Origin of the sequence: Streptomyces sp. x-19 (assembly GCF_046549115.1) — a bacterium.
In the GTDB taxonomy this organism is placed as follows: Bacteria; Actinomycetota; Actinomycetes; order Streptomycetales; family Streptomycetaceae; genus Streptomyces; species Streptomyces albulus_C.
The window spans coordinates 639,118-658,839 of the sequence record NZ_JAJPWK010000003.1 but is presented as its reverse complement, the minus strand read 5'-3'; the positions used below and the strand labels follow the sequence as shown (position 1 = coordinate 658,839).

At 71.3% G+C, this 19,722-nt stretch carries 18 protein-coding genes; 9 read left to right on the top strand and 9 right to left on the bottom strand.

The features are described 5' to 3' along the window. The first annotated feature begins 132 nt into the window (after positions 1-132). The 7 genes from ACLJT4_RS11595 to ACLJT4_RS11565 all read left to right on the top strand — a co-directional run bounded on the left by ACLJT4_RS11595 (position 133) and on the right by ACLJT4_RS11565 (position 9,183). Complete coding sequence (locus tag ACLJT4_RS11595) at positions 133-774, top strand: dTDP-4-dehydrorhamnose 3,5-epimerase family protein (RefSeq protein WP_275462004.1); 642 nt, start codon at positions 133-135, stop codon at positions 772-774. Then, complete coding sequence (rfbA, locus tag ACLJT4_RS11590) at positions 771-1,688, top strand: glucose-1-phosphate thymidylyltransferase RfbA (protein ID WP_411122185.1); 918 nt, start codon at positions 771-773, stop codon at positions 1,686-1,688. The genes ACLJT4_RS11595 and rfbA overlap by 4 nt, the downstream gene beginning before the upstream one ends. A 64-nt stretch (positions 1,689-1,752) precedes the next feature. Continuing rightward, positions 1,753-2,748 carry an NAD-dependent epimerase/dehydratase family protein gene (locus tag ACLJT4_RS11585; RefSeq protein ID WP_411122184.1) on the top strand — a complete coding sequence of 332 codons (996 nt, stop codon included), beginning with the start codon at positions 1,753-1,755 and terminating at the stop codon, positions 2,746-2,748. 44 nt (positions 2,749-2,792) lie between these two features. Next, on the top strand, positions 2,793-3,569 hold the full coding sequence (locus tag ACLJT4_RS11580; RefSeq protein ID WP_411122183.1) for a class I SAM-dependent methyltransferase: 777 nt from the start codon (positions 2,793-2,795) through the stop codon (positions 3,567-3,569). Between the two features lie 104 nt (positions 3,570-3,673). Continuing rightward, a complete protein-coding gene (locus ACLJT4_RS11575; protein ID WP_411122182.1) occupies positions 3,674-4,918 on the top strand; it encodes a class I SAM-dependent methyltransferase in 1,245 nt (414 codons plus the stop codon). 246 nt (positions 4,919-5,164) lie between these two features. After that, a complete protein-coding gene (locus ACLJT4_RS11570) occupies positions 5,165-6,955 on the top strand; it encodes a carbamoyltransferase (protein ID WP_411122181.1) in 1,791 nt (596 codons plus the stop codon). A 626-nt stretch (positions 6,956-7,581) separates the two neighbouring features. Further along, positions 7,582-9,183, top strand: a complete 1,602-nt coding sequence (locus ACLJT4_RS11565) for a hypothetical protein (protein WP_411122180.1) — start codon at positions 7,582-7,584, stop codon at positions 9,181-9,183. A 77-nt stretch (positions 9,184-9,260) separates the two neighbouring features. Here ACLJT4_RS11565 and ACLJT4_RS11560 read toward each other — a convergent pair whose 3' ends face one another. The 6 genes from ACLJT4_RS11560 to ACLJT4_RS11535 form a co-directional block, all read right to left on the bottom strand. Beyond that, positions 9,261-10,718, bottom strand: a complete 1,458-nt coding sequence (locus ACLJT4_RS11560) for a cytochrome P450 (RefSeq protein ID WP_411122179.1) — start codon at positions 10,716-10,718, stop codon at positions 9,261-9,263. Further along, positions 10,715-11,338, bottom strand: a complete 624-nt coding sequence (locus tag ACLJT4_RS11555; protein ID WP_233656356.1) for a GTP-binding protein — start codon at positions 11,336-11,338, stop codon at positions 10,715-10,717. Before ACLJT4_RS11555 ends, ACLJT4_RS11560 begins: the two co-directional genes overlap by 4 nt. Then, positions 11,319-11,690 carry a DUF742 domain-containing protein gene (locus tag ACLJT4_RS11550; RefSeq protein ID WP_411122178.1) on the bottom strand — a complete coding sequence of 124 codons (372 nt, stop codon included), beginning with the start codon at positions 11,688-11,690 and terminating at the stop codon, positions 11,319-11,321. The genes ACLJT4_RS11555 and ACLJT4_RS11550 overlap by 20 nt, the downstream gene beginning before the upstream one ends. 5 nt (positions 11,691-11,695) lie before the next feature. After that, a complete protein-coding gene (locus ACLJT4_RS11545) occupies positions 11,696-12,073 on the bottom strand; it encodes a roadblock/LC7 domain-containing protein (RefSeq protein WP_037633891.1) in 378 nt (125 codons plus the stop codon). Between the two features lie 50 nt (positions 12,074-12,123). After that, positions 12,124-13,620 carry a sensor histidine kinase gene (locus tag ACLJT4_RS11540; RefSeq protein WP_411122177.1) on the bottom strand — a complete coding sequence of 499 codons (1,497 nt, stop codon included), beginning with the start codon at positions 13,618-13,620 and terminating at the stop codon, positions 12,124-12,126. Positions 13,621-14,423: 803 nt separating this feature from the next. Continuing rightward, on the bottom strand, positions 14,424-15,323 hold the full coding sequence (locus tag ACLJT4_RS11535; protein ID WP_411122176.1) for an MBL fold metallo-hydrolase: 900 nt from the start codon (positions 15,321-15,323) through the stop codon (positions 14,424-14,426). Between the two features lie 291 nt (positions 15,324-15,614). On the opposite strand from ACLJT4_RS11535, the gene ACLJT4_RS11530 reads away from it, so the two are divergent. Then, positions 15,615-16,172: a TetR/AcrR family transcriptional regulator gene (locus ACLJT4_RS11530; RefSeq protein WP_411122368.1), complete on the top strand. Its 558-nt coding sequence runs from the start codon at positions 15,615-15,617 to the stop codon at positions 16,170-16,172. Between the two features lie 265 nt (positions 16,173-16,437). Then, positions 16,438-17,331, top strand: coding sequence for a trypsin-like serine peptidase (locus tag ACLJT4_RS11525; protein ID WP_411122175.1), 894 nt, complete (start codon positions 16,438-16,440; stop codon positions 17,329-17,331). 52 nt (positions 17,332-17,383) lie between these two features. On the opposite strand, the gene ACLJT4_RS11520 is transcribed toward ACLJT4_RS11525, so the two are convergent. From ACLJT4_RS11520 to ACLJT4_RS11510, 3 genes are all read right to left on the bottom strand, one after another. Beyond that, positions 17,384-17,731 carry a VOC family protein gene (locus tag ACLJT4_RS11520; RefSeq protein ID WP_411122174.1) on the bottom strand — a complete coding sequence of 116 codons (348 nt, stop codon included), beginning with the start codon at positions 17,729-17,731 and terminating at the stop codon, positions 17,384-17,386. An 893-nt stretch (positions 17,732-18,624) separates the two neighbouring features. Beyond that, complete coding sequence (locus ACLJT4_RS11515; RefSeq protein WP_351467843.1) at positions 18,625-18,954, bottom strand: branched-chain amino acid transporter permease; 330 nt, start codon at positions 18,952-18,954, stop codon at positions 18,625-18,627. Continuing rightward, the gene (locus ACLJT4_RS11510; protein ID WP_411122367.1) at positions 18,947-19,591 is read right to left on the bottom strand and encodes an AzlC family ABC transporter permease; all 645 of its coding nucleotides are present in this window, start codon (positions 19,589-19,591) and stop codon (positions 18,947-18,949) included. Before ACLJT4_RS11510 ends, ACLJT4_RS11515 begins: the two co-directional genes overlap by 8 nt. Positions 19,592-19,722 lie beyond the last annotated feature (131 nt).

The following is a 19,722-nucleotide window of genomic DNA, read 5'->3' as shown; positions in this document are numbered from 1 at the left end:
CCCATCCCGCCCCCGGCCCCCACCCCGCGCACCCCACCACGGCACCACCACGCCACCCGCAGCGCGGACCCGGGGCCGTACACCGCATGCATCAGGGCCCGAAGCCCCCATCCCGCAATCCGGAGGGACACCTTGCAAGCGCGCAAGCTCGCCGTGCACGGCGCATTCGAATTCACCTCGCAGACGTTCTCCGACGACCGCGGGGTCTTCGTCGCGCCCTTCCAACAGCAGGCATTCCAAGCCGCCAAGGGCGGACCGCTGTTCTCCGTCGCCCAGAGCAACCACAGCGTCTCCCGACGCGGCGTCGTCCGCGGCATCCACTACACCGCCGCACCGCCCGGCGCCGCCAAGTACGTCTACTGCGCCAGCGGCCGGTCCCTGGACATCGTCGTCGACATCCGCCGCGGCTCACCGACGTACGGCACCTGGGACGCCGTCCTCCTGGACCAGACCGGCTTCCGCTCGGTGTACCTGCCGGTCGGCGTCGGACACGCCTTCGTCGCCCTCACCGACCACACCGTCATGGCCTACCTCACCTCCGCCCCCTACGTCGCCGAACAGGAACTGGCCCTCTCCCCCCTCGACCCGGCACTGGCCCTGCCCCTGCCCGACGACATCGACCCGATCCTCTCCGAACGGGACGGCGCCGCCCTCACCCTCGCCCAGGCCGCCGACCGCGGCCTGCTCCCCGACTTCGCGCGCTGCCAGGAGCTCGAAGCCCGCCTCGGCACCCCCGCCCAGGCACCGCACGACCTGACCGGGACCCGGGCATGAAGGGCATCCTGCTGGCCGGCGGCAGCGGAACCCGCCTGCGGCCCCTGACCGGCGTGGTCTCCAAGCAGATCCTGCCCGTCTACAACAAACCGATGGTCTACTACCCCCTGTCGGTCCTCATGCTCGCCGGCATCCGGGAGATCCTGGTCATCTCCTCGCCCGCCCACACGGAGAGCTTCCGCACCCTGCTCGGCGACGGCTCCGACCTCGGCCTGACACTGGACTACGCCGAACAGAAGGAACCCAACGGCATCGCCGAAGCCTTCCTGATCGGCGCCGACCACATCGGCACCGACGACGTGGCCCTCATCCTGGGCGACAACATCTTCCACGGCCACGGCTTCTCCGAACTGCTGCGCACCACCACCACCCGCCTCGACGGCTGCGCCCTGTTCGGCTACCCCGTGAAGGACCCCTGGCGGTACGGCGTCGCCGAACTCGACGCCGACCGGCGCCTGACCGCCCTCGCCGAGAAGCCCCGCGAACCCCGCTCCAACATCGCCGTCACCGGCCTGTACATGTACGACCACACCGTCGTCCACCTCGCCCAGGACCTCATCCCCTCCGACCGCGGCGAGTTGGAGATCACCGACATCAACAAGGCGTACCTGGAGCAGGGCCGCGCCCACCTCGCCGAACTGGGGCGCGGCTTCGTCTGGCTCGACATGGGCACCCACGACTCGCTCCTGGAAGCCGGCCAGTACGTGCAGATGCTGGAACAACGCCAAGGCATCCGCATCGGCTGCGTCGAGGAAGTCGCCTACCTCAAGGGCTACATCACCGCCGAACAGTGCCACCGGCTGGGCCGGGAACGGGCCGGCACCGACTACGGGGACTACCTGGTCAACCTCGCCGAAGAAGGCGGGGCACTGTCCCGCACCGTCGGCGCCGGCCACTCCTCCCGCACCGCCTGACCACCCCGGGCACCCCACCGCCACCGCACTCCCGCCCCTTCCTCTCCCACCCTCCGGAGGTCCCATGCAGAACCGCTCACCGGCCCCGCCCCCGGACCCCGACGCCCCCGGCGTCGTCGTCCTGGGCGGCAGCGGCTGCATCGGACGGCACGTCTGCGCGGCCTTCGCCCGGCACGGCTACCGCGTCACCGTCGTGGCCCGCACCCCCGCCCCGCACGTCGCCGCACACGCCTTCCAGTCCCTGGACCTGCTCACCGCCCCCGCCGACGCCCTGACCCGGCTCCTGACCGACACCGGTGCGCAGGCCGTGGTCAACGCCACCGACATGGCCGGCGCCACCGACGTCACCAGCGCCGCCGACGGCGGCGAACAGCGCGCCGCGGAACTGCTGGCCGCCAACGCCGGCCTGGCCCGCACCCTGACCCAGGCCCTCCAGCAGTGCCCGAAGCCACCCCGCCTGGTCCACCTCGGCACCATCCACGAGTACGGCCCCGGCCAGCGCGGCGTCCCCCTCGACGAGGACCTCACCCCCCGCCCGACCAACGCCTACGCCCGCGCCAAACTCGCCGGCTCACAAGCCGTCCTGGCCGCCGCCAACACCGGGGTCGTCGACGCCGCCGTGCTCCGCCTGGTCAACACCGTCGGCCCCTACCCGACACCGGCCAGCTTCCCCGGCAAGCTCCTGCCCCGGATGCGCGCCGCCGCCCTCGGCGGCGAACCCCTCACCGTCGACGTCGCCGCCGCCGTGCGGGACTGGGTCGACGTCCGCGACGTCGCCGAAGCAGCCGTCCAGGCCGCCAGGCGACCCCTGCCCCAACGGGTCTTCAACATCGGCAGCGGCGCCGCCGTCCCCATGCGGGAACTGGTCACCCACATGCTGGTCGCCGCCGGCCTACCCCTCACCGCCCTCAACGACGACCACGGTCCCGTCCGCAGCCTGGGCGCCGACTGGGTCCAGGCCGACATCCGCCGCGCCCGCACCCTCCTGCACTGGCAACCCCGCATCCCCCTCCACCAGACCTGCAAGGACCTGTGGGACGCCGGCCAGACCAGCCGCTGACCCCGCCGCCACCCGCACCCAGCGCCCTCCACGAAAGGACCACCATGACCGACTCCCCCTACAAGGACCCGCGCGTCGTCCCGCACGAGTCCGAGCCGGAACGCGACTCCCGGCTGCGCCTGACCGAACTCCTCGCCCAGACCCCCATCCCGCCCGAGTACCTGATCGACAACCTCCCCGTGTACCTGCGCCGCCCCCAGCTCGCCGACCTCCTGGCGATGGACGCCCTGTACCGCAAGATCGTCGACGTGCCCGGCGTCATCATGGAGTTCGGCGTCCTGCACGGCCGCCACCTCGCCGCCTTCACGGCCCTGCGCAGCATCTACGAGCCCTACAACTCGCTGCGCCGCGTCATCGGCTTCGACACCTTCACCGGCTTCCCCGACATCGCCGACGTCGACCGCGCCACCCCCAGCGCCGTCGAAGGCCGCTTCGCCGTCCCCGCCGACGAGGTCGACCACCTGCGCGCCGTCCTGGCCGCACACGAAGCCAACGAACCCTACGGCCACACCCAGCGCAGCTTCGTCGTCCAGGGCGACGTCCGCAAGACCGTCCCCCAGTACCTGGCCGAGAACCCCGAGACGATCGTGGCCCTCGCCTACATCGACCTCGACCTGTACGAACCCTCCCTGGAGACCCTGCACGCGATCCGCCCGCACCTGGCCAAGGGCAGCATCATCGCCTTCGACGAACTCGCCCACCCCAAGTGGCCCGGCGAGACCAAGGCACTCACCGAGTTCCTGGACCTGGGCAGCGTCACGCTCCACCAGCTGCCGCACCGCGAGTCCCCGATCATCTACCTGGTCTGGGGCGAGGACTAGACCCCGCACCCCGACCCCCGCACCCCGCGTCCCACACCCACCCCGCGTCCCGCCGGACCCCCGACCGGTCGCCCGTCGCCGGCCGAGCTCGACTTGGAGAACCCATGCCCATCGACACCTGCCGCGCCTGCGGCAACAGCGAACTGCTGCCCGTGCTGGACCTGGGCCCGCAGGCCCTCACCGGCGTCTTCCCCCGCAGCCGGGAGGAGCACGTCCCGCAGGTCCCCCTGGAGCTCGTCAAGTGCTCACCCGCCGGCTGCGGCCTGGTCCAGCTGCGCCACACCGCCGACTTCTCCCTGATGTACGGCGAGGGCTACGGCTACCGCTCCGGCATCCGCGAATTCATGATCAACCACCTGCACGGCAAGGTCTCCCAACTCACCGAGTTGGTCCGGCCCGCCGCCGGGGACCTCGTCCTCGACATCGGCAGCAACGACGCCACCCTCCTGCGCGGCTACGCGAGCGGCCCCACCCTGGTCGGCATCGACCCCACCGGCGAGAAGTTCCGCTCCTACTACCCGGCCCACATCGACCTGATCCCGGACTTCTTCTCCCGCCGGCTGTTCCAGGAGCACTTCGGCTCCCGCCGCGCCAAGATCGTCACCTCCGTCGCCATGTTCTACGACCTGCCGCGGCCGCTGGAGTTCATGCAGGAGGTCCACGACATCCTCGACGACGACGGTGTGTGGCTGATGGAACAGAGCTACCTGCCGGCGATGCTGGAGGCCACCGCCTACGACGTGGTCTGCCACGAACACCTGGAGTACTACGCGCTCCAGCAGATCGAATGGATGGCGCACCGCGTCGGCCTGAAGGTCATCCGCGCCGAACTCACCGCCGTCTACGGCGGCAGCATCAGCATCACCCTCGCCCGCCGCGACAGCCGGCACCGCGTGGAGGAGGCGGCCCTGGCCCGCATCCGGGCCCGCGAGGTGGAACTGGGCCTGGCCACCATGGCCCCGTTCGAGGCGTTCGCCAAGCGTTCCCTCGCCGCCCGAGACCAACTGCGGGACTTCCTCGACCAGTCCCGCAAGGACGGCAAGCTCACCCTGGGCTACGGCGCCTCCACCAAGGGCAACGTCATCCTCCAGTTCTGCGGCCTCACCGAGGCGGACCTGCCCTGCATCGGCGAGGTCAGCCCGGAGAAGGCCGGCGCCTTCACCCCCGGCACCACCATCCCCATCGTCTCCGAGGAACAGGCCAAGTCCCACCGGCCCGACCAACTGCTGGTCCTGCCCTGGATCTACCGCGAGGGATTCCTGGAGCGCGAGGCCGACTACATGGCCGCCGGTGGCCAACTCGTCTTCCCCCTGCCGGAGTTGACCGTCGTACCCGGCCGCGGAAAGTAACCCCACCGCCCCAGGACGGGCCGCCGGCCGGACACCGTCGGCCCGAGGCCGGGTCCTTCGCTGCGTACCCGCCCCGGCCTGGGGCGGTGCCGGCGCGACCCGGCACCACCCCACCCCTTCACCACTGCCCGGCAGGCGAGGTCGACGCCGTTCCCCCTTCGGACGCGCGGCGTCCACCCGGCCCGCCCGCAGGAGTTCCACGCCTCTCCCGGCAACCCCACCGGGGGCATCCACGGAGGAATCCCGATGATCATCCTGGGCTACAACGGCTTCTCCCAGGTCGCCGACCTCTTCGCCCGGCTCTACGGCCACGCCCCCGACGGCGTCGACCGCCACAACCTCATCGGCCACGACGCGGCCGCCGCCCTGATCATCGACGGCGAGCTGGTCGCCGCCGTCGAGGAAGAACGCCTCAACCGCAACAAGAAGACCAGCGCCTTCCCCCTCAACGCCATCCGCTGGTGCCTGGCACAGGCCGGCCTGGACTACGACGACGTCGACCACTTCGCCTTCGGCTGGAACCACGACAACACCTACGCCGACACCACCGTCACCGCCGTCGCAGGCGCCCCCCTGACCGCCGAGGAGAAACTCACCGTCCTCACCACCTTCGGCGAGCTCTACCTCGGGGCGCTGGGCCGCACCGCACTCATCGAGGACTTCACCCGCCACACCGGCTACGCCCTCCCCGACCACAAGCTGGTCACCGTCCCCCACCACCGCGCCCACCTGGCCTGCGGCCGCACCTTCGCCGGCCTGACCGACGCCGCCTTCCTCATCAACGACGGCCAGGCCGAACGGGACAGCGCCATCATGGGCGAGATCCGCAACGGCAAGGTCGAGGTCTTCGACCGCTTCACCATCGACTTCGGCAACTCCCTCGCCCAACTCTTCGGGGAGATCACCCGCTACCTCGGCTTCGTCCCCAACAACGACGAGTACAAGGTGATGGGCCTGGCCGGCTTCGGCACGCCCCCCGCACCCGAGGACAACCCCCTGCTCGGCAACGTCGTCACCCTCGAAGACGACGGACGCTACGCGCTGGCCCTGGCCCACGACCGACGCGGCCCCCGCGCCTACGCCGAACTGCTCGACAAGCTCTTCGACGGCCACGACGGCAACCGCGAAACCTTCGAGTTCCGCGTCCGCCTGGCCACCGCGGCCCAACAGTTGGTCGAGGTCGTCACCGCCCACCAACTGCGCGCCCTGGCCGCCGCCACCGACCTGCGCGACCTGATCTTCGAAGGCGGCCTGGCCCTCAACTGCGTCAACAACACCAAGCTCCTCGAAGACCTGCCGTTCGACCGCATCGAAGTCAGCTTCGGCGCCAGCGACCCCGGAGTCTCCATCGGCGCAGCCGCCCACGTCGCCCAGTCCCACGCCGCACCGCTGACCCACACCTCCCCCTACCTCGGCCCGGAATACGACACCGAGCAGATCCGCACCGCGCTGGAGGCCCACGCCTCCGCCGTGACATGGGAAGAGCTCCCCACCGACCGGATCGTGGAGCGGACCGCCGAACTGCTGTCCGGCGAGACCGTCATCGGCTGGTTCCAGGGCCGCACCGAATACGGCCCGCGGGCACTGGGCAACCGCAGCATCCTCGCCAACCCGTCCTACCCGGACATGAAGGACATCATCAACAACCGGGTCAAGCACCGCGAGCCCTTCCGCCCCTTCGCCCCCCTGGTCCTCGAAGAGGACGCCCCGACCGTCTTCGACCTGGGCAAGAAGCACCGCTCGCCCTACATGACCTTCGTCTTCCCGGTCCGCCCCGCCTACCGGGAGAAGATCGCCGCCGCCACCCACGTCGACGCCACCTCGCGCATCCAGACCCTCACCGACGAGAGCAACCCCCTGCTGGCCCGTCTGCTGCGCGCCTTCACCGCCCGCACCGGCGTGCCGTGCCTGATCAACACCTCCTTCAACGTCGCCGGCGAACCCATCGTCTGCGCCCCCGAGGACGCCGTCGCGTGCTTCCTGGGCACCGACATCGACCACCTGGTCATCGGCAACTTCCTGGTCACCAAGCGCTGACCCCACCCAACGGCCCGCCACCCCGGCGGGCCGTTTTTTCGCTGTCCGCCTCCCGGACCCGACCCGGGAACACGCCCGGCGGGCCCCCGCACTCAACCGGACGCCCCCCGCCGACCGACGGTGCTGCGCGACGACCCCTGTACACGCGTGCGGCGGTGCGCGATTCTTATGCGTCTGCGTCAAGTGGCCGATTGTCGCCGGTAGTACGCCAGGTGTTGTACCGGGTCCCGAGGAGGATGACGTGCCGCTGCTCACCACGGTGGACGCCCGGCCCCGCGCCGGCGCCGCCCGCTTCGCCTCACGGGAGCCCCGGCACGGCACGGACGGCGACCCGTCACGCCCAGGTCGTGCGTGACGGGTGCGGACGGCCTGCTCCCTCGCGAGTCCCGCCTTGAGGAAGGACCAGTTGCATGCGTCGTGTGGTCTGTCTTCCGTCGACGGTGGAAAAAGGCGCTGCGCCCCGGCCCGCGCCGACCTCCGACGGCCTCCTGGCGCAGCTCTCCCGAAGAGTCCACGCGGCAGGCAACTCGGCCGAAAACAACGATACGTGGGACACGGCGGCCTTCGACGTGCTGTGGCTCCCCAAGCGCGAGGCAGGGTCCCCGCTCGACGCCCACCTGACAACGGTGCAACGGAGTCCCCACGGCCCGCAGCGCGGGCGAGCCGGCGGTGAGGCGTGGCAGTACGCGCCGGAGGAGACCCTCGCAGCCACCCTCAACGACCCCCACCGCCTGGGTGAGCGGTTCACACCATGGTCACGTGCGTGCGCGGAGATGGCCGCCCGCGGCCGGGAGTTGCTGACCGAGATCCACCGCACGCGCTCCGGCGGCCCCGCGGGCGAGCAGGTCCGAAGGACCCCGGTGACGATCGGACAGGACCGGATAGGGGACATCTGCGCCCGGGCCCGTGCCGGCGCCAACGCCGGGCGCTCGACGAAGTCGACGCTGCCCTCCTGCACCGCGCCCTCGTGGTTGACGGTGCGGGACGAGTTCGGGCTGCGGGGCGTCGCGGGCTACCCGAACTTCGCCATGGGCTCGTGGTGGATGGGCCTCCTCTCCGACGACTACGGAGACTGGCGCCAGGCATACCTGCCCCTGTTGGACTACGCCTTCTACCTTGAGTACAACGTCGACACCGCCCGCCCCGGTCCGGCCGGTGGCAACGACCTGATGCACGACGTCCTCGCCCTGTGGGACATGCCCGGCCTGCCGGCCGAGCTCCAGGCCCGCCGGCTGCACGTCGCCTGCGACATGGCGTTCTTCGACCTCAAACGCCGCCACGAGGCCAGCCTCAGAACACACCCGACCGACGGACTGACCACCTGGGTCCACACCGATCGGGACGACTGGCGCGACTTCAAGGCCGTTGACAGCGGCATCTTCGCGCACTACCTGTCGTTCGCCGAAGGCCCCGCGGGCCGCGACGACATGATGCTCACCGGGCTCGTCAACGACTGGGTGGACCTCGGCCCGGACCTGCGCCACGAGGAGTGCGGCCAGGGTGTCCTGGCACTCACCCGCGGTTCGCTGGTCCTGACGGACCTGCTGGACTGCTACGAGCGGACCGTGTGGATGATCAACACCCAGCTGACCCCGGACGCCGGGGTCCGACCCGAGCGGTACGCGGGGTGCATGGAGACCCTCGGCACCTGCGTGTGGCAGATGTGCAACCACCGCCAGGACCTGTGGCGCTACTACGCACTCGCCCACGACCTGTGCGACCGGGCCGCCGCACGGGACCTGTACGCGGCCGGCCAACTCGCCGAGTGCTACACCCCCGCCCTGGAACCCCGGACCCCCTCGTGGGGAGAACGCGTCTGCGTCCCGCGCTGCGACCTGGAGTACGCGGTGCGCGTCGGGGGAGCGCTGCACCGCGGCACGCTGACCGTGCACCACGCCGTCCGCGCGGCCGTCGAAGACGGTCTGCTGCCGATGAGCGTTGTGGAGTACGCACTGGTCGTGCCCCTGCTGCTCCGCGACCGACGGATCACCGAGGGCGTCTTCCTGCGGCACATGGACGGTGGCTACTGCGACCACTTCGCCTCCGTCATGCACGCGAGCCACGCCAGCGGGTTCTCCCGTGCCTACGGCACCGCCGTGGCCGCACTGGTGATGGAGCAGTGGTGGCACGGCATCTGGTTCGCGATCGGGGCGGGAAGCCTCATCGAGGCCCAGCCGGACCGCATCGCGGCGGACCGCGATTACGGACCGTCCGGGAGCCGCACCTAGCCGTACGGTGCCGACGCCCCGGCGTCCGCCTCCCCGCCCGTGGGGGAGGCGAACGCCGGGCGTCCCCGGCGGCACGGTTACTGTCCCGACAGCCACCGCGTCAACCGGGCCCACCACGAGGAGCGGGACCTCGGCGCACCTGCGGGCGGCGTCGACGCGTCGGCGTCGCCCGCGACCAGCGGCCCGCCGCCCGCGGATTCCCGGAGGTCGTGCGGGCCGTCGGCGCCGTCCCCGGACGCGTCGGCGGACGCCGGGAGGCCCGGGGTGAACTTCACCGGCAGCGCGCGCAGATGGCGGGCGATCCAGTGGGACACCCACGTCAGGTCACCCTCGGGTACGGCCAGGTCGATGTCGGGCAGCCGCATCAGCAGGACGTCGATCCCCGTGTCGACGATGGCCCGACCGATGTCCTGGCCGGGACATTCGTGCGGTCCGCTGCTGAAGGCGAGGTGGGACCGGTTGCCGTGCATGGGCACCGAGCGATCGGGGCGGATGACGGGATCGCCGTTGCCCGGGGCCAGGCCGAGGAGGAGCATGTCCCCGGCCCGGACGGACTGGCCGCCGAGCTCCGTGTCGCCGGTGGCCCACCGGGCGGGCAGCACCGAGGTCGGCGGCTCGTCCCAAAGCATCTGTTCCAGGGCGTCGGGCAGGGTCATGCTGCCCCCCGTGAGCGACGCCCGGAAGCGGGGATCGGTGAGCACCATGCGCAGGGTGTTCGCGGTGAGGTTGGTGGTGTTCTCGTTCGCGGCGAGGGCGACGATGCGCAGGTGCTGGGCGACTTCCTCGTCGGTGAGCCGCGTGGGGTGGCTCATCAGCCACGAGGTGAAGTCGGGGCCGGGGGCGTCACGCTTTCGGGCGACGAGCTGTTCCAACGCCGCCATGAGGAACGCGTTGCTCTCGACGGCCGTCTCCGACCCCTTGAGGAGGTCCCGGGTGGCCTCGACCAACCGCGGACCGGCCTCGTCGGGCATGCCGAGGAGCTGCATCAGCACCAGCATCGGCAGTTGCTCCGCGAACTGGCGCACGAGGTCGGCCCGTCCGTCGGCGACGAAGGCGTCGATCAACTGGTTGGCGGACCGGGTGACGCAGCGACGGATCCCGCGGCGGTCGAACCGCGCCATGCTCTCGTTGATCGCGAGGCGCAGCCGCTCGTGCTCCTTGCCGTCCATGAAGAGGCAGACGGGCTGCCAGGCGAGCGCGGGCATCAGGGGCGAGTCCGCGGGGACCCGGCCCTCCTGGAAGCAGTGCCAGAGGCGCGAGTCGTGGGAGAAGCGGGTGGGCGTGCGGAGGACTTCGAGGTTCTCGCGGTACCCGAGGACCAACCAGGCCGGCAGGTCACCGTCCACCAAGACGGGCGCCACGGGGCCGTGTTCGCTCCGCAGCCGTTCGAAGAAGCCGGGCGCATCGTGGGCGACCTCGGGCCCGAAGAGCCGCGCCAGATGGTCGGTGCCGCCCGCTCGGGCATGCGCCGGGCACCCCTGAGGGGGGCCGGACGCCGACGTCGTACCGGGCTGGTGTGAGGGAAAGGCGGTCACCGGGACTCCGAGGCTGTGGTGGTGAGGGCGTACAGATGGCGCACGAGGGTCAGCAGGGCGTCGCGGCTGGAGGAACGCTCCCGGGCGTCGCAGTCGACCATGGGCACGTCGTCGGGCAGGTCCATGGCGGCGCGGAGCTCCGACATGGGGTAGAAGGGTGCGTCCGGGAAGGCGTTGACGGCGACGACGAACGGCAGTCCGCGTTCCTCCAGCCGGCCGAGTACGTCGAAGCTGTCGTCGAGGCGCCGGGTGTCGATCAGCACCACAGCGCCCAGCGCGCCCTCGAAGAGGCCGTTCCACAGGAACCAGAACCGCTGCTGGCCCGGGGTGCCGAAGAGGTACAGCACGAGCTCTTCGCTGAGGCTGATCCGGCCGAAGTCCATCGCCACGGTCGTCTGGGTCTTGCGCTCGACGCCGGCGAGGTCGTCGACCCCCACCCCGGCCTGCGTCATGGTCTCCTCGGTGGTCAGCGGACGGATCTCGCTGACCGATCCGACCAGGGTGGTCTTCCCCACCCCGAAGCCACCGACGATCACGACCTTGACCGCGGTGGAGACCGAGTCCGGCAGGACGTCCTCGCTCCGCGGACCGACGACGGGTTCAGAGATTTTGCAGTCCATGCATCACCGCCTCCAACAGTTCGGCATCGGGCAACGACGCGGCCGGGATCGGTGCCCTGGCTTCGACGTGGCCGTTGTCCAGCAGGTCCGCGAGCAGTACCGTGACCACGCTGATCGGCAGGTGGACATACGCGGAGATCTCGGCGACCGACAGCGGGTAGTCGCATATGCGGAGGATGGCGGACTGTTCCGGCTGCAGGCTCGACGAGGGCCGGTGCCGGGTCACGATCAGCGTGACCATGTCCAGCGTGCTCGACCGGCCCGGCGCGCTCCGCCCGGACGTGAGGACGTAGAGACGCTCGGGGCCGCCCTCTTCCCACCGCTTGTGTTCTTCCGGTTTCGAGTCGCTCACGGGACCTACCGGTCGGCCCGCGGCGGGCTGGTGAGGTGCTGACCGATGCGGGCGACCAGGTCCCGCATGCCCTGCCCCATGAGGCCGGCGTCCACGTCGTCGTCGGCCAGCACCGCCAGGTACGCCCCGGCGCCGGCCGCCATGAGGTAGAAGAAGCCGCCGTTGACCTCGATGACGACGAGTTTCATCCGCCCGTCGCCGTAGGGGAATTCGGTGGCGATGGCCGCCGACAGGCTCTGCAGCCCGGCGCAGGCCGCGGCCAGCCGATCCGCGGTCTCCTCGTCCGTGCCGTACTGGGCCATGCACAAACCGTCCGAGGACAGCACCACGACATCACGGGTGTGCGGAACGCTGGACGCCAGGCCCTCGAGCATCCAATTCATATTGAGTCGCTGCTGTGTCGCCACTTACTTACTCATCCTTACCTAATGACTCAGTAACGCTCGGACTCTTCATCGCTCGGGCCGTCGGGACGGCGCGCGGGGGAGTCGACCCGGGGCTCCCCGGAGATGCCCTCCTGGAAGGCGGCCAGCCACAACCCCGCCTGCGGGGGCGGAGCGGCCGACGCCGGGGTGCCGCATCCCGTGGCGGAGGTCGCGGGCTTCTGACGCAGGGGCGGGATCACGGTGCGCGTGCGGCGCCTGCGCTGCGGGAGCCCGTTGGCGCCGCGCGAAGCGGCGACGGGCGCGGCCGCCTCGTCGGCCCCCTGGGCGTGGCGCGCCGGACCGCCGAAGTGCCGGGGCGGCGGAAGGACGGCGGCCTTGGCCATGGCTCCGCCGGGGACGGGAGTCGCGGTGATCAGCTCCGGCGGGACGATCAGGACGACGCGCACCCCGCCGTACGCGGAACTCCGGAAGGAGACCTTGAAGTTGTTCGTGCGGGCGAGCCGACCGACCACGGCCAGACCGAGTCGCGGTGACTCGCCCAGGTCGTCCAGGTCGAGCCCCGTGGGGGAGTCCTGCGCCAGGGCTTGCTCCGCGCGCATACGGGCCTCATCGGTCAGGCCGATCCCGGCGTCCTCCATCTCGATGGCCACGCCGTTCTGGATCCCGGTCGCGGTCAGGTGGACGCGGGTCTGCGGCGGCGAGTAGCGGGTGGCGTTGTCCAGCAGTTCGGACAGGGCGTGGATCAGCGGCTCGACGCCCCGTCCGAGAATGCCGACCTCGGCCACGGAGTGCAGATCGACGCGTTGGTAGTCGAGGATGCGGGACATCGCACCGCGCAGCACGTTGAACAGCGGGATGGTCTGCTGCCACTGACGGCCGGGCCGCGCCCCACCGAGTACCGCGATGCTGTCCGCGAGCCGGCCGACGAGCGCGGTGCGGTGATCGAGGCGCAGCAGGTCCCCGAAGACGTCCGGTTCGTGACCGTGCTTGTCCTCCATCTCCCGGAGTTCTTGGGACTGTTGGTGGACGATGGCCTGGACGCGCCGGGCGATGTTGACGAAGGCGCGCTGGGCGGAGTCCCGCAGGTCCTCCTCGGCCTCGACGGCCTGCAGGACGTAGCGCAGCACCGCCCGGTACGCGGCTTCGAACTCCGGGCTGACGCGGGAGACGTGGACGACCCTCTGGAGCACTTCCTCGGCCCGGGCGCCCTGTTGGAGCTGTCCCATCGCCGTGGGCAGGGTCTCCTTGGCCATCCGTACGGTTTCGGCCTCCTGTTGGGACAGGTGCCCGCGGAGGACGGCCTCCCGCTCGGCGCACTCCTGACGCAGCCTTTCGAGCGCGCGCCCTCGGCGGGCGGTCTCACCGGTCGCGAGGGCCACCGCCACCGTGGCGACGACGCCGATGGAGACGACCGGCGCACGGGCCATCGGCGGTGTCAGTGACACGGCCACGGCCGTGCACACGGCCAGGAGTACGGACGGGAGCAGCCATATGGGGGTGGGTGCCGCCCCCGGCCGCCCGGGGGGCGAATCAGCTTGAACCATCGGCGTCCTCAGAGCGCTAAAAGGGATGGACAGGGCGACGTGCAGGGTGGAGAGGGGCACCGCGAGGAAGGCCGCCTGCGCAAGGTCGACCACGAGGGGGTCGCGCTCGCCAATTGCTTGGCCGCGGCGCATGACTAAGGCGGCGTTCCGCACGCATGGGGCCGGGTCCCAGGACGCCCGAGCTCTTGTGCGATTGGCGGCACCACGACAGTTGGTCGCGACGGATCGTAATCGCCGCAACTCGCTGCGCGACAGCGAGCATAGCGGGGGCGGGATGATTATGTGGCTTGAGTGCGCATAACACATAAATGTACTCGTGTGCGAAATACGGAAGGAGTGTTCGGGTTCGGCGCCGGGCGACGTCGGAGCTCGGGCGGACCGCGTCCGCGTCGGGAGACGACGCTGTGGGGGGAGTGGTGACGGTGGCCTTCTGTGGTCTGCCGGCTGGCAGTTGGGGGCTCACGGGCAGCGCATGAGGTCGGTGCATGAGGTGGGCGCATGAGGTGCCCGCTTCGGAAGGACCGGTGAGGGGGCTGCGAACTCTTCCCGGATCTCGGCGAGTTCCTCAAGGAATTCGCGGATCAAGGGCGCGGCGGCTCTGGTGGCGTTCCGGGAATTCGACACCGTGCCGCAGCCGGAATTCCCGTGAATCACCGTGCAAGGAATGGCCTGTTGTGGACCGCGCTCGTGCCTGATTGTCGAACGCGGGGGGAATCTCGGCATGTGCCTCTTTGGCGAGAAGGGGCGGGCGATGCTCCGTGCCGTACCTGCTGCCGGACGCGTGTGGCGCGTGGACCTCGCCCTCAGTCCCAGGCGGCCCACGCCGTCACCGTGAACCGGTCGCCGACGCGCTGCACTTCGGCCGCCCCCGGGCCGGGGAAGTGCGCGGGGAACACCAGGGCGCCCCGGTCCGCGGCCTCCGCCAGTACCCGGCGGCGGCTGTTGCGTGCGCGGGGCTCGTCCTCGTCGAACCGGGGGCAGTCGTCCGGTTCCGCGATCTGCAACGGGCTGTGCACCAGGTCCCCGGCGAACACCGCCCGTTCCGTGCCGGACCGCAACCACACGACGCAGGAGCCCGGCGTGTGGCCGGGGGCGGGCTCGATACGGAGGTGGGCGTCGACGACGTGCTGGTCGCCCTCCCACAGGGTGGTCTGCCCTGCCTGGTGCACGGGGGCGACGCTGTCCTCGAAGACGTTGGCCATCTGGCGGCCGGAGCGGGTCCGGTGCCCGGCTGCCGGGTCCCAGTAGTCGAAGTCGGCGCGCGGGATGACGTAGCGGGCGCGGGGGAAGGTCGGTTGCCAGGCGCCGTCCTCGGTCCGGCGGGTGTTCCAACCGACGTGGTCGCTGTGGACGTGGGTGCAGATCACCGTGTCCACGTCGGTCAACCGGACTCCGGCGGCGGCCAGTTGTGCGAGGTAGTCGGTGTGCAGGTGGTGGAAGTTCGGCATGGCCGGGCGTTCCCGGTCGTTGCCGACGCCGGTGTCGATCAGGATCGTCCGGCCCTCGCTGCGGACGAGCCAGGTCTGGATCGTCAGGGCGACCTCGTCGGCGGCCGGGTCCAGGAAGGCGGGGGCGAGCCACTTCTCGTGCGCCCGCCAGTGCTCGACGGGCACGTCGGGGAAGACGTAGTCGCGGGGGCGGCCCCTCGCCGGCAACTCCACGACGCGGGTGATCTCGACGTTGCCGAGCACCATGCTGTCCATGCCTCCAGCCTGCGTCCCGGACGAAGCGGGCGCTATCGCTCGCCGGACCGCACTGCCGGGCCCTCCGGGCGCCCGGATGCGGGAGCCGGGGCCTGCCCGGGCGGGGCGGGCGCGCCAGCGTCGTCGGGACGCGGGATCCGGTGGCCGTGCGCGCCAGGTGGCACGTCGGCGCCGTTCTTCGTGGTGCGGCGATCCGGCTGACTTTCCGCTCAGAATTTCTCGGCCCGGGCGGAGGGGGTGCACGGGCGCCGATTAAGCTGGGTGATCGTGAGCGACCGTAGAACAGCGATCATGGAGGCGGCCGCGCGGGTCATCGCCCGGCGCGGGGTCCGCGGACTGCGGGTCGAGGAGCTGGCCGCCGAGGCCGGGGTGTCCACCGCGCTGATCTACTACCACTTCAAGGACCGGGCCGGCATCCTGCGGCGGACCCTGGAGTTCATCAACGACCGGGCCGCCGCCTACACCACCGAGCGCGACCCGGACGCCGCTCCCCTCGACCCCCGGCAGGAGCTCGAACAGGCACTGCTGTTGGAGCTGCAGGACGACGAGGCGGTCCGCGAGAACAGCATCGCCTGGGGCGAGCTGCGCGCCAGCGCGATCTTCGAACCCCACCTGCGCGAGGACCTGGCCAAGGCCACGCTGATCTGGGTCCAGGAGGTCGCCGACCTGCTCGGCCGGGTGCGCCCCATGGCGACCGCCGCGGGCCTGGCCGTCGCCGCCGAACGCCTCACGGCCGTGGTGGAAGGGCTCAGCATGCGGTGGCTCAGCGGCATCCTGCCGCTGGGGCACGCCCGCGAGCTGGTGGTGGACGCCATCGACGCGGAGTTGGAGCGACTGGGACACCGGTAGGTCCAGGCGCCGTGCGGTTGCGGAGAGGGCGGGACGTGAATGCCTGCCGCATTGACTGAAAAGTCAGTCAGTGGGGTCGGATGCATCGCGGACGTTCGCGGCACCGGTGTGGGGAAGGCCGCGACGCCCGCGTGCGGGGGGGGGGCGTGCTCGCCGCCTCCCGGCGCCGCGCGCGACCCTCGGTGCACCCGCACCCCTCCCGGGAACACCAGGAGCGGGGGCCGAACGCCGGTGAACCGCCCGGTGCGTGTCCTAGCATCCCGGCATGCGCCACAAGTCTGCTGCCGCAGTCGCCCTGCTCGCCGCTCTGGCCGCCGTGTCGGGCTGCGCCAGCGGGGACGTACCGGCCCGGAACACCCTGATCCCCGCGCCGACGGCGTCCTCCTCCTCCGCGGCGTCCTCGCCGTCCGCGTCCGCCACCGGTTCGGCACCCGGTTGGTCCGCGCAGCGGATGCGCGGCGCCAAGCCCTTCCGCCACCCGCCGGGGGTCTCGCACACCCCGCCGCCGACCACGTCCAACGCCCGGGTGGGCGCCCTGTTCAGCCACGGCGGCACCGGCGACCACTTCTGCACCGGGAGCGTCGTCGACAGCCCCGGCAAGTCCGTGGTGATCACCGCGGCGCACTGCATCCACACCGGCGCGGGCGGCGGCTACCAGACGGACCTGGCGTTCGTCCCGGGCTACCGCGACGGCCAGGCACCCAACGGCACCTGGCCGATCGAGAAGCTGGTGGTGGACGACCACTGGGCGCGGTCCTCCGACCCCGGCTACGACGTGGGGTTCGTCATCGTGGGCAAGGTAGGCGGCAAGCGGATCGCCGACGTGCTCGGCGCCAACCGCTTCGGGTACGACGCCGGCTACGACAACACCGTGCGGATCACCGGCTATCCGGCGAGCGGCCAGGACCCCATCTCCTGCGGCAACAAGACCACGAAGTTCCAAGCGGACCAGATGAAGGTGGACTGCACCGGGTACAGCGGCGGGACCAGCGGCAGCCCCTGGCTGACCCACTTCGACCGCGCCACCCGCACCGGCGAGGTCATCGGCGTCATCGGCGGCTACCAGGCCGGCGGCGACACCGACGACGTCTCCTACAGCCCCTACTTCAACGCCGCCATCAAGTCCCTCTACGACAAGGCCGTCAGCGCGGAGGGCTAGGCGTGTCCGCTGGTCAGGGCCGGGCCGCGCGCCCGGTCCGTGCGCCCCGGCCTCAGCCGTGGCCGAGCACGTTCACCACGCGGCCGTTCGGGTCGCGCACGAAGAAGCGGCGGACGCCCCACTCCTCGTCGGTGAGCGGATGGACGATCTCCGCGCCCTGCGCGCGCATCGTGGCGTAGGCGGCGTCCACGTCCTCGACCTCGATGCTCATGTCCGGTGCCACGGGGGCCGTCTTGTCGTCGGTCATGAAGCTCACCTGGACGGCGGGGTTGTCGGCGGAGGCCAACGTCATGATCCAGCCGTGGTTCATCACCTCCTCGAACCCCAGCAGGCCGTAGAACCGCGCGCTCTCCTCCAGGGTTTCCGACTGCACGTTGGGGACGATCCGGCGCACGTACATCTCACGGCACCTCCGTGATGCGGGACGAAAGGGCGCCAGCAGCGTAGCGAAGGCGGGGCCGGCACACGGGGTCTTTCGGCTGTCCGTCGGGTGCCTGTCCGCGACCCGTCACCGGCCCGTGCCGCCGCCGCTGCGCGGTCGGTTATTGTGCGCGGATGTCACACGCACGCACGCACTGCGGCTACCGGACCGGCGGTCTGTGGCGCGCGGCCGGCATCTCGTTCGGCTTGTTGGTGGTCGGTTCGGGACTGGCCCTGTTCGCCATGGTGGAGTTCGACGAGCGGTGCATGCAGGGGCTGACGCGGGGCCCCGGCCGCTTCCTGCGGACCCGCGACCAGGCGTTCCCGCCCGCCACCGTCTGCGAGTTCGACCAGGGAGAGGTGGCGTCCTTCGGCGGCCGGGCGGTGCCCGGCACGCTGCTGTGGGCGGCCCTGGCGGTCATGGTCGGCTGCCTGCTCGTGGCGCTCCTCGCGGAGTGCCTGGACCCGCGCCCCGGCAGTCGCCTGGTCGTCCCGATGTCCAGGGGACAGAAGGTCGTCCGCACCGGTACGGCGTTCTTCGTGACCGGCTCGGTGTTCCTGCTGTGCTACGCGCCGGCTGCCTGGCGGCTCTTCACCGGTCCCTCGTCGGCCTGTTCGGCGGGCGCGGGCTGGAGCAGCCATCCGCCCAGGACCCTGGAGTACAGCTTCCTCCCGCCGCAGGCGTCCTGCCAGTACGGCAGCGGCCTGGTCCGGCCGCTGAACCCCGAGTGGATGGCGTCGCTGGCAACCGAGTTGGTCGTCCCCGCGGCACTGGCCGGCGTCGGCTTCGTCCTCGCCTGGCGACGCCGGCGGGCCGAACGGCGCGCGGCGTGGGGGTCGTCGACCGGCGGCGGTGGGTACCTCGACGTGCGCTCAGTGGCCGAAGACGGTGCTGGCCAGGACCACGTTGACCACGGTGCCGCCGAGGATGCTCAGCAGCGCGTTGCGGCGCCACAGGTGCAGTCCGACGGTGACGGCCAGGGCCGCGAGGGGGGCCACGGCCTGGGGCCGGGACAGCGGTAGGTCGCGCAGGCAGTAGACGCACAGGATCACCATGACGCCGGCCGGCATGCGGGCGCCGAGGTACCGGACCACGGCGCTGGCGCGCAGCGGCGCCAGGACGGTGAACGGGAGGGCGCGCAGGGCCCAGGTGACGGCGGCCGAGACCGCGACGGCCAGGAGCAGGTACCGGGTGTCAGGCATGGGACGGCCTTGAGCGGGTGACGAAGTGGCGGACGAGGAGGGCGCCGGTGAACAGGGCGAAGGCGCCCAGCATCAGCTGCCCGGGAACTATCAGGCGGGCGATCAGCGCGCTGAGCAGCGCCAGCAGGGGAGTGGGCAGGTCGCCGCGCCGTTCCCGGACGGCGTCCAGGGCCAGCACGGTGAACAGCGCGGTCAGCGCGAAGTCCAGGCCGGTGACCGTGTCGGGCACCACGGAGCCCAGCAGGGCACCGGCGGTGGCGCCGCCGACCCAGTACGCCTGCATGAGCACCTGGAGCCACAGCAGGCGCGCGCCGCTCCAGTCCCGGGCCTGCGGGCCGGTCGCCAGCGCGTAGGACTCGTCGTTGAGTGCGAAGGTGCTGTAGGCCCGCGCGGGGCGCCCGGACACCTTGTCCAGCGGGAAGGACAGCGCGTAGAACACGTGCCGGACGTTGACCAGGAAAGCGGTCAGCGCGATGGTCGCCAGCGGTACGGCCGCCAGGACCAGGCCGACGAGGATGAACTCGAACGAGCCGGCGTAGATGACCGCGGTGGACAGGCTCGCGCACCACCAGGGCAGGCCGGCATGGGTGATGAGCACCCCGAGGGCGAGACCGAGCGGCAGCAGTCCCAGGCCCACGGACGTCGAGTCCTTCAGGGCCGCCAGCGCCTCGGACCGCTGCCGGGGCGGGGGGACGGGGGCAGGACGAGGAGGGCCGCTGACGGCGACCGGAGAGCCAGGCATGCTGAAATTTTACGTGGAGATCCGCC

Excerpts from the sequence above, each read along its gene's own strand:
- rfbA (WP_411122185.1), top strand. The coding sequence starts at position 771 with ATGAAGGGCATCCTGCTGGCCGGCGGCAGCGGAACCCGCCTGCGGCCC.
- ACLJT4_RS11585 (WP_411122184.1), top strand. The coding sequence starts at position 1,753 with ATGCAGAACCGCTCACCGGCCCCGCCCCCGGACCCCGACGCCCCCGGC.
- ACLJT4_RS11580 (WP_411122183.1), top strand. The coding sequence starts at position 2,793 with ATGACCGACTCCCCCTACAAGGACCCGCGCGTCGTCCCGCACGAGTCC.
- ACLJT4_RS11575 (WP_411122182.1), top strand. The coding sequence starts at position 3,674 with ATGCCCATCGACACCTGCCGCGCCTGCGGCAACAGCGAACTGCTGCCC.
- ACLJT4_RS11570 (WP_411122181.1), top strand. The coding sequence starts at position 5,165 with ATGATCATCCTGGGCTACAACGGCTTCTCCCAGGTCGCCGACCTCTTC.
- ACLJT4_RS11555 (WP_233656356.1), bottom strand. The coding sequence starts at position 11,338 with ATGGACTGCAAAATCTCTGAACCCGTCGTCGGTCCGCGGAGCGAGGAC.
- ACLJT4_RS11545 (WP_037633891.1), bottom strand. The coding sequence starts at position 12,073 with ATGAATTGGATGCTCGAGGGCCTGGCGTCCAGCGTTCCGCACACCCGT.
- ACLJT4_RS11540 (WP_411122177.1), bottom strand. The coding sequence starts at position 13,620 with ATGGTTCAAGCTGATTCGCCCCCCGGGCGGCCGGGGGCGGCACCCACC.
- ACLJT4_RS11535 (WP_411122176.1), bottom strand. The coding sequence starts at position 15,323 with ATGGACAGCATGGTGCTCGGCAACGTCGAGATCACCCGCGTCGTGGAG.
- ACLJT4_RS11530 (WP_411122368.1), top strand. The coding sequence starts at position 15,615 with ATGGAGGCGGCCGCGCGGGTCATCGCCCGGCGCGGGGTCCGCGGACTG.
- ACLJT4_RS11525 (WP_411122175.1), top strand. The coding sequence starts at position 16,438 with ATGCGCCACAAGTCTGCTGCCGCAGTCGCCCTGCTCGCCGCTCTGGCC.
- ACLJT4_RS11520 (WP_411122174.1), bottom strand. The coding sequence starts at position 17,731 with ATGTACGTGCGCCGGATCGTCCCCAACGTGCAGTCGGAAACCCTGGAG.
- ACLJT4_RS11515 (WP_351467843.1), bottom strand. The coding sequence starts at position 18,954 with ATGCCTGACACCCGGTACCTGCTCCTGGCCGTCGCGGTCTCGGCCGCC.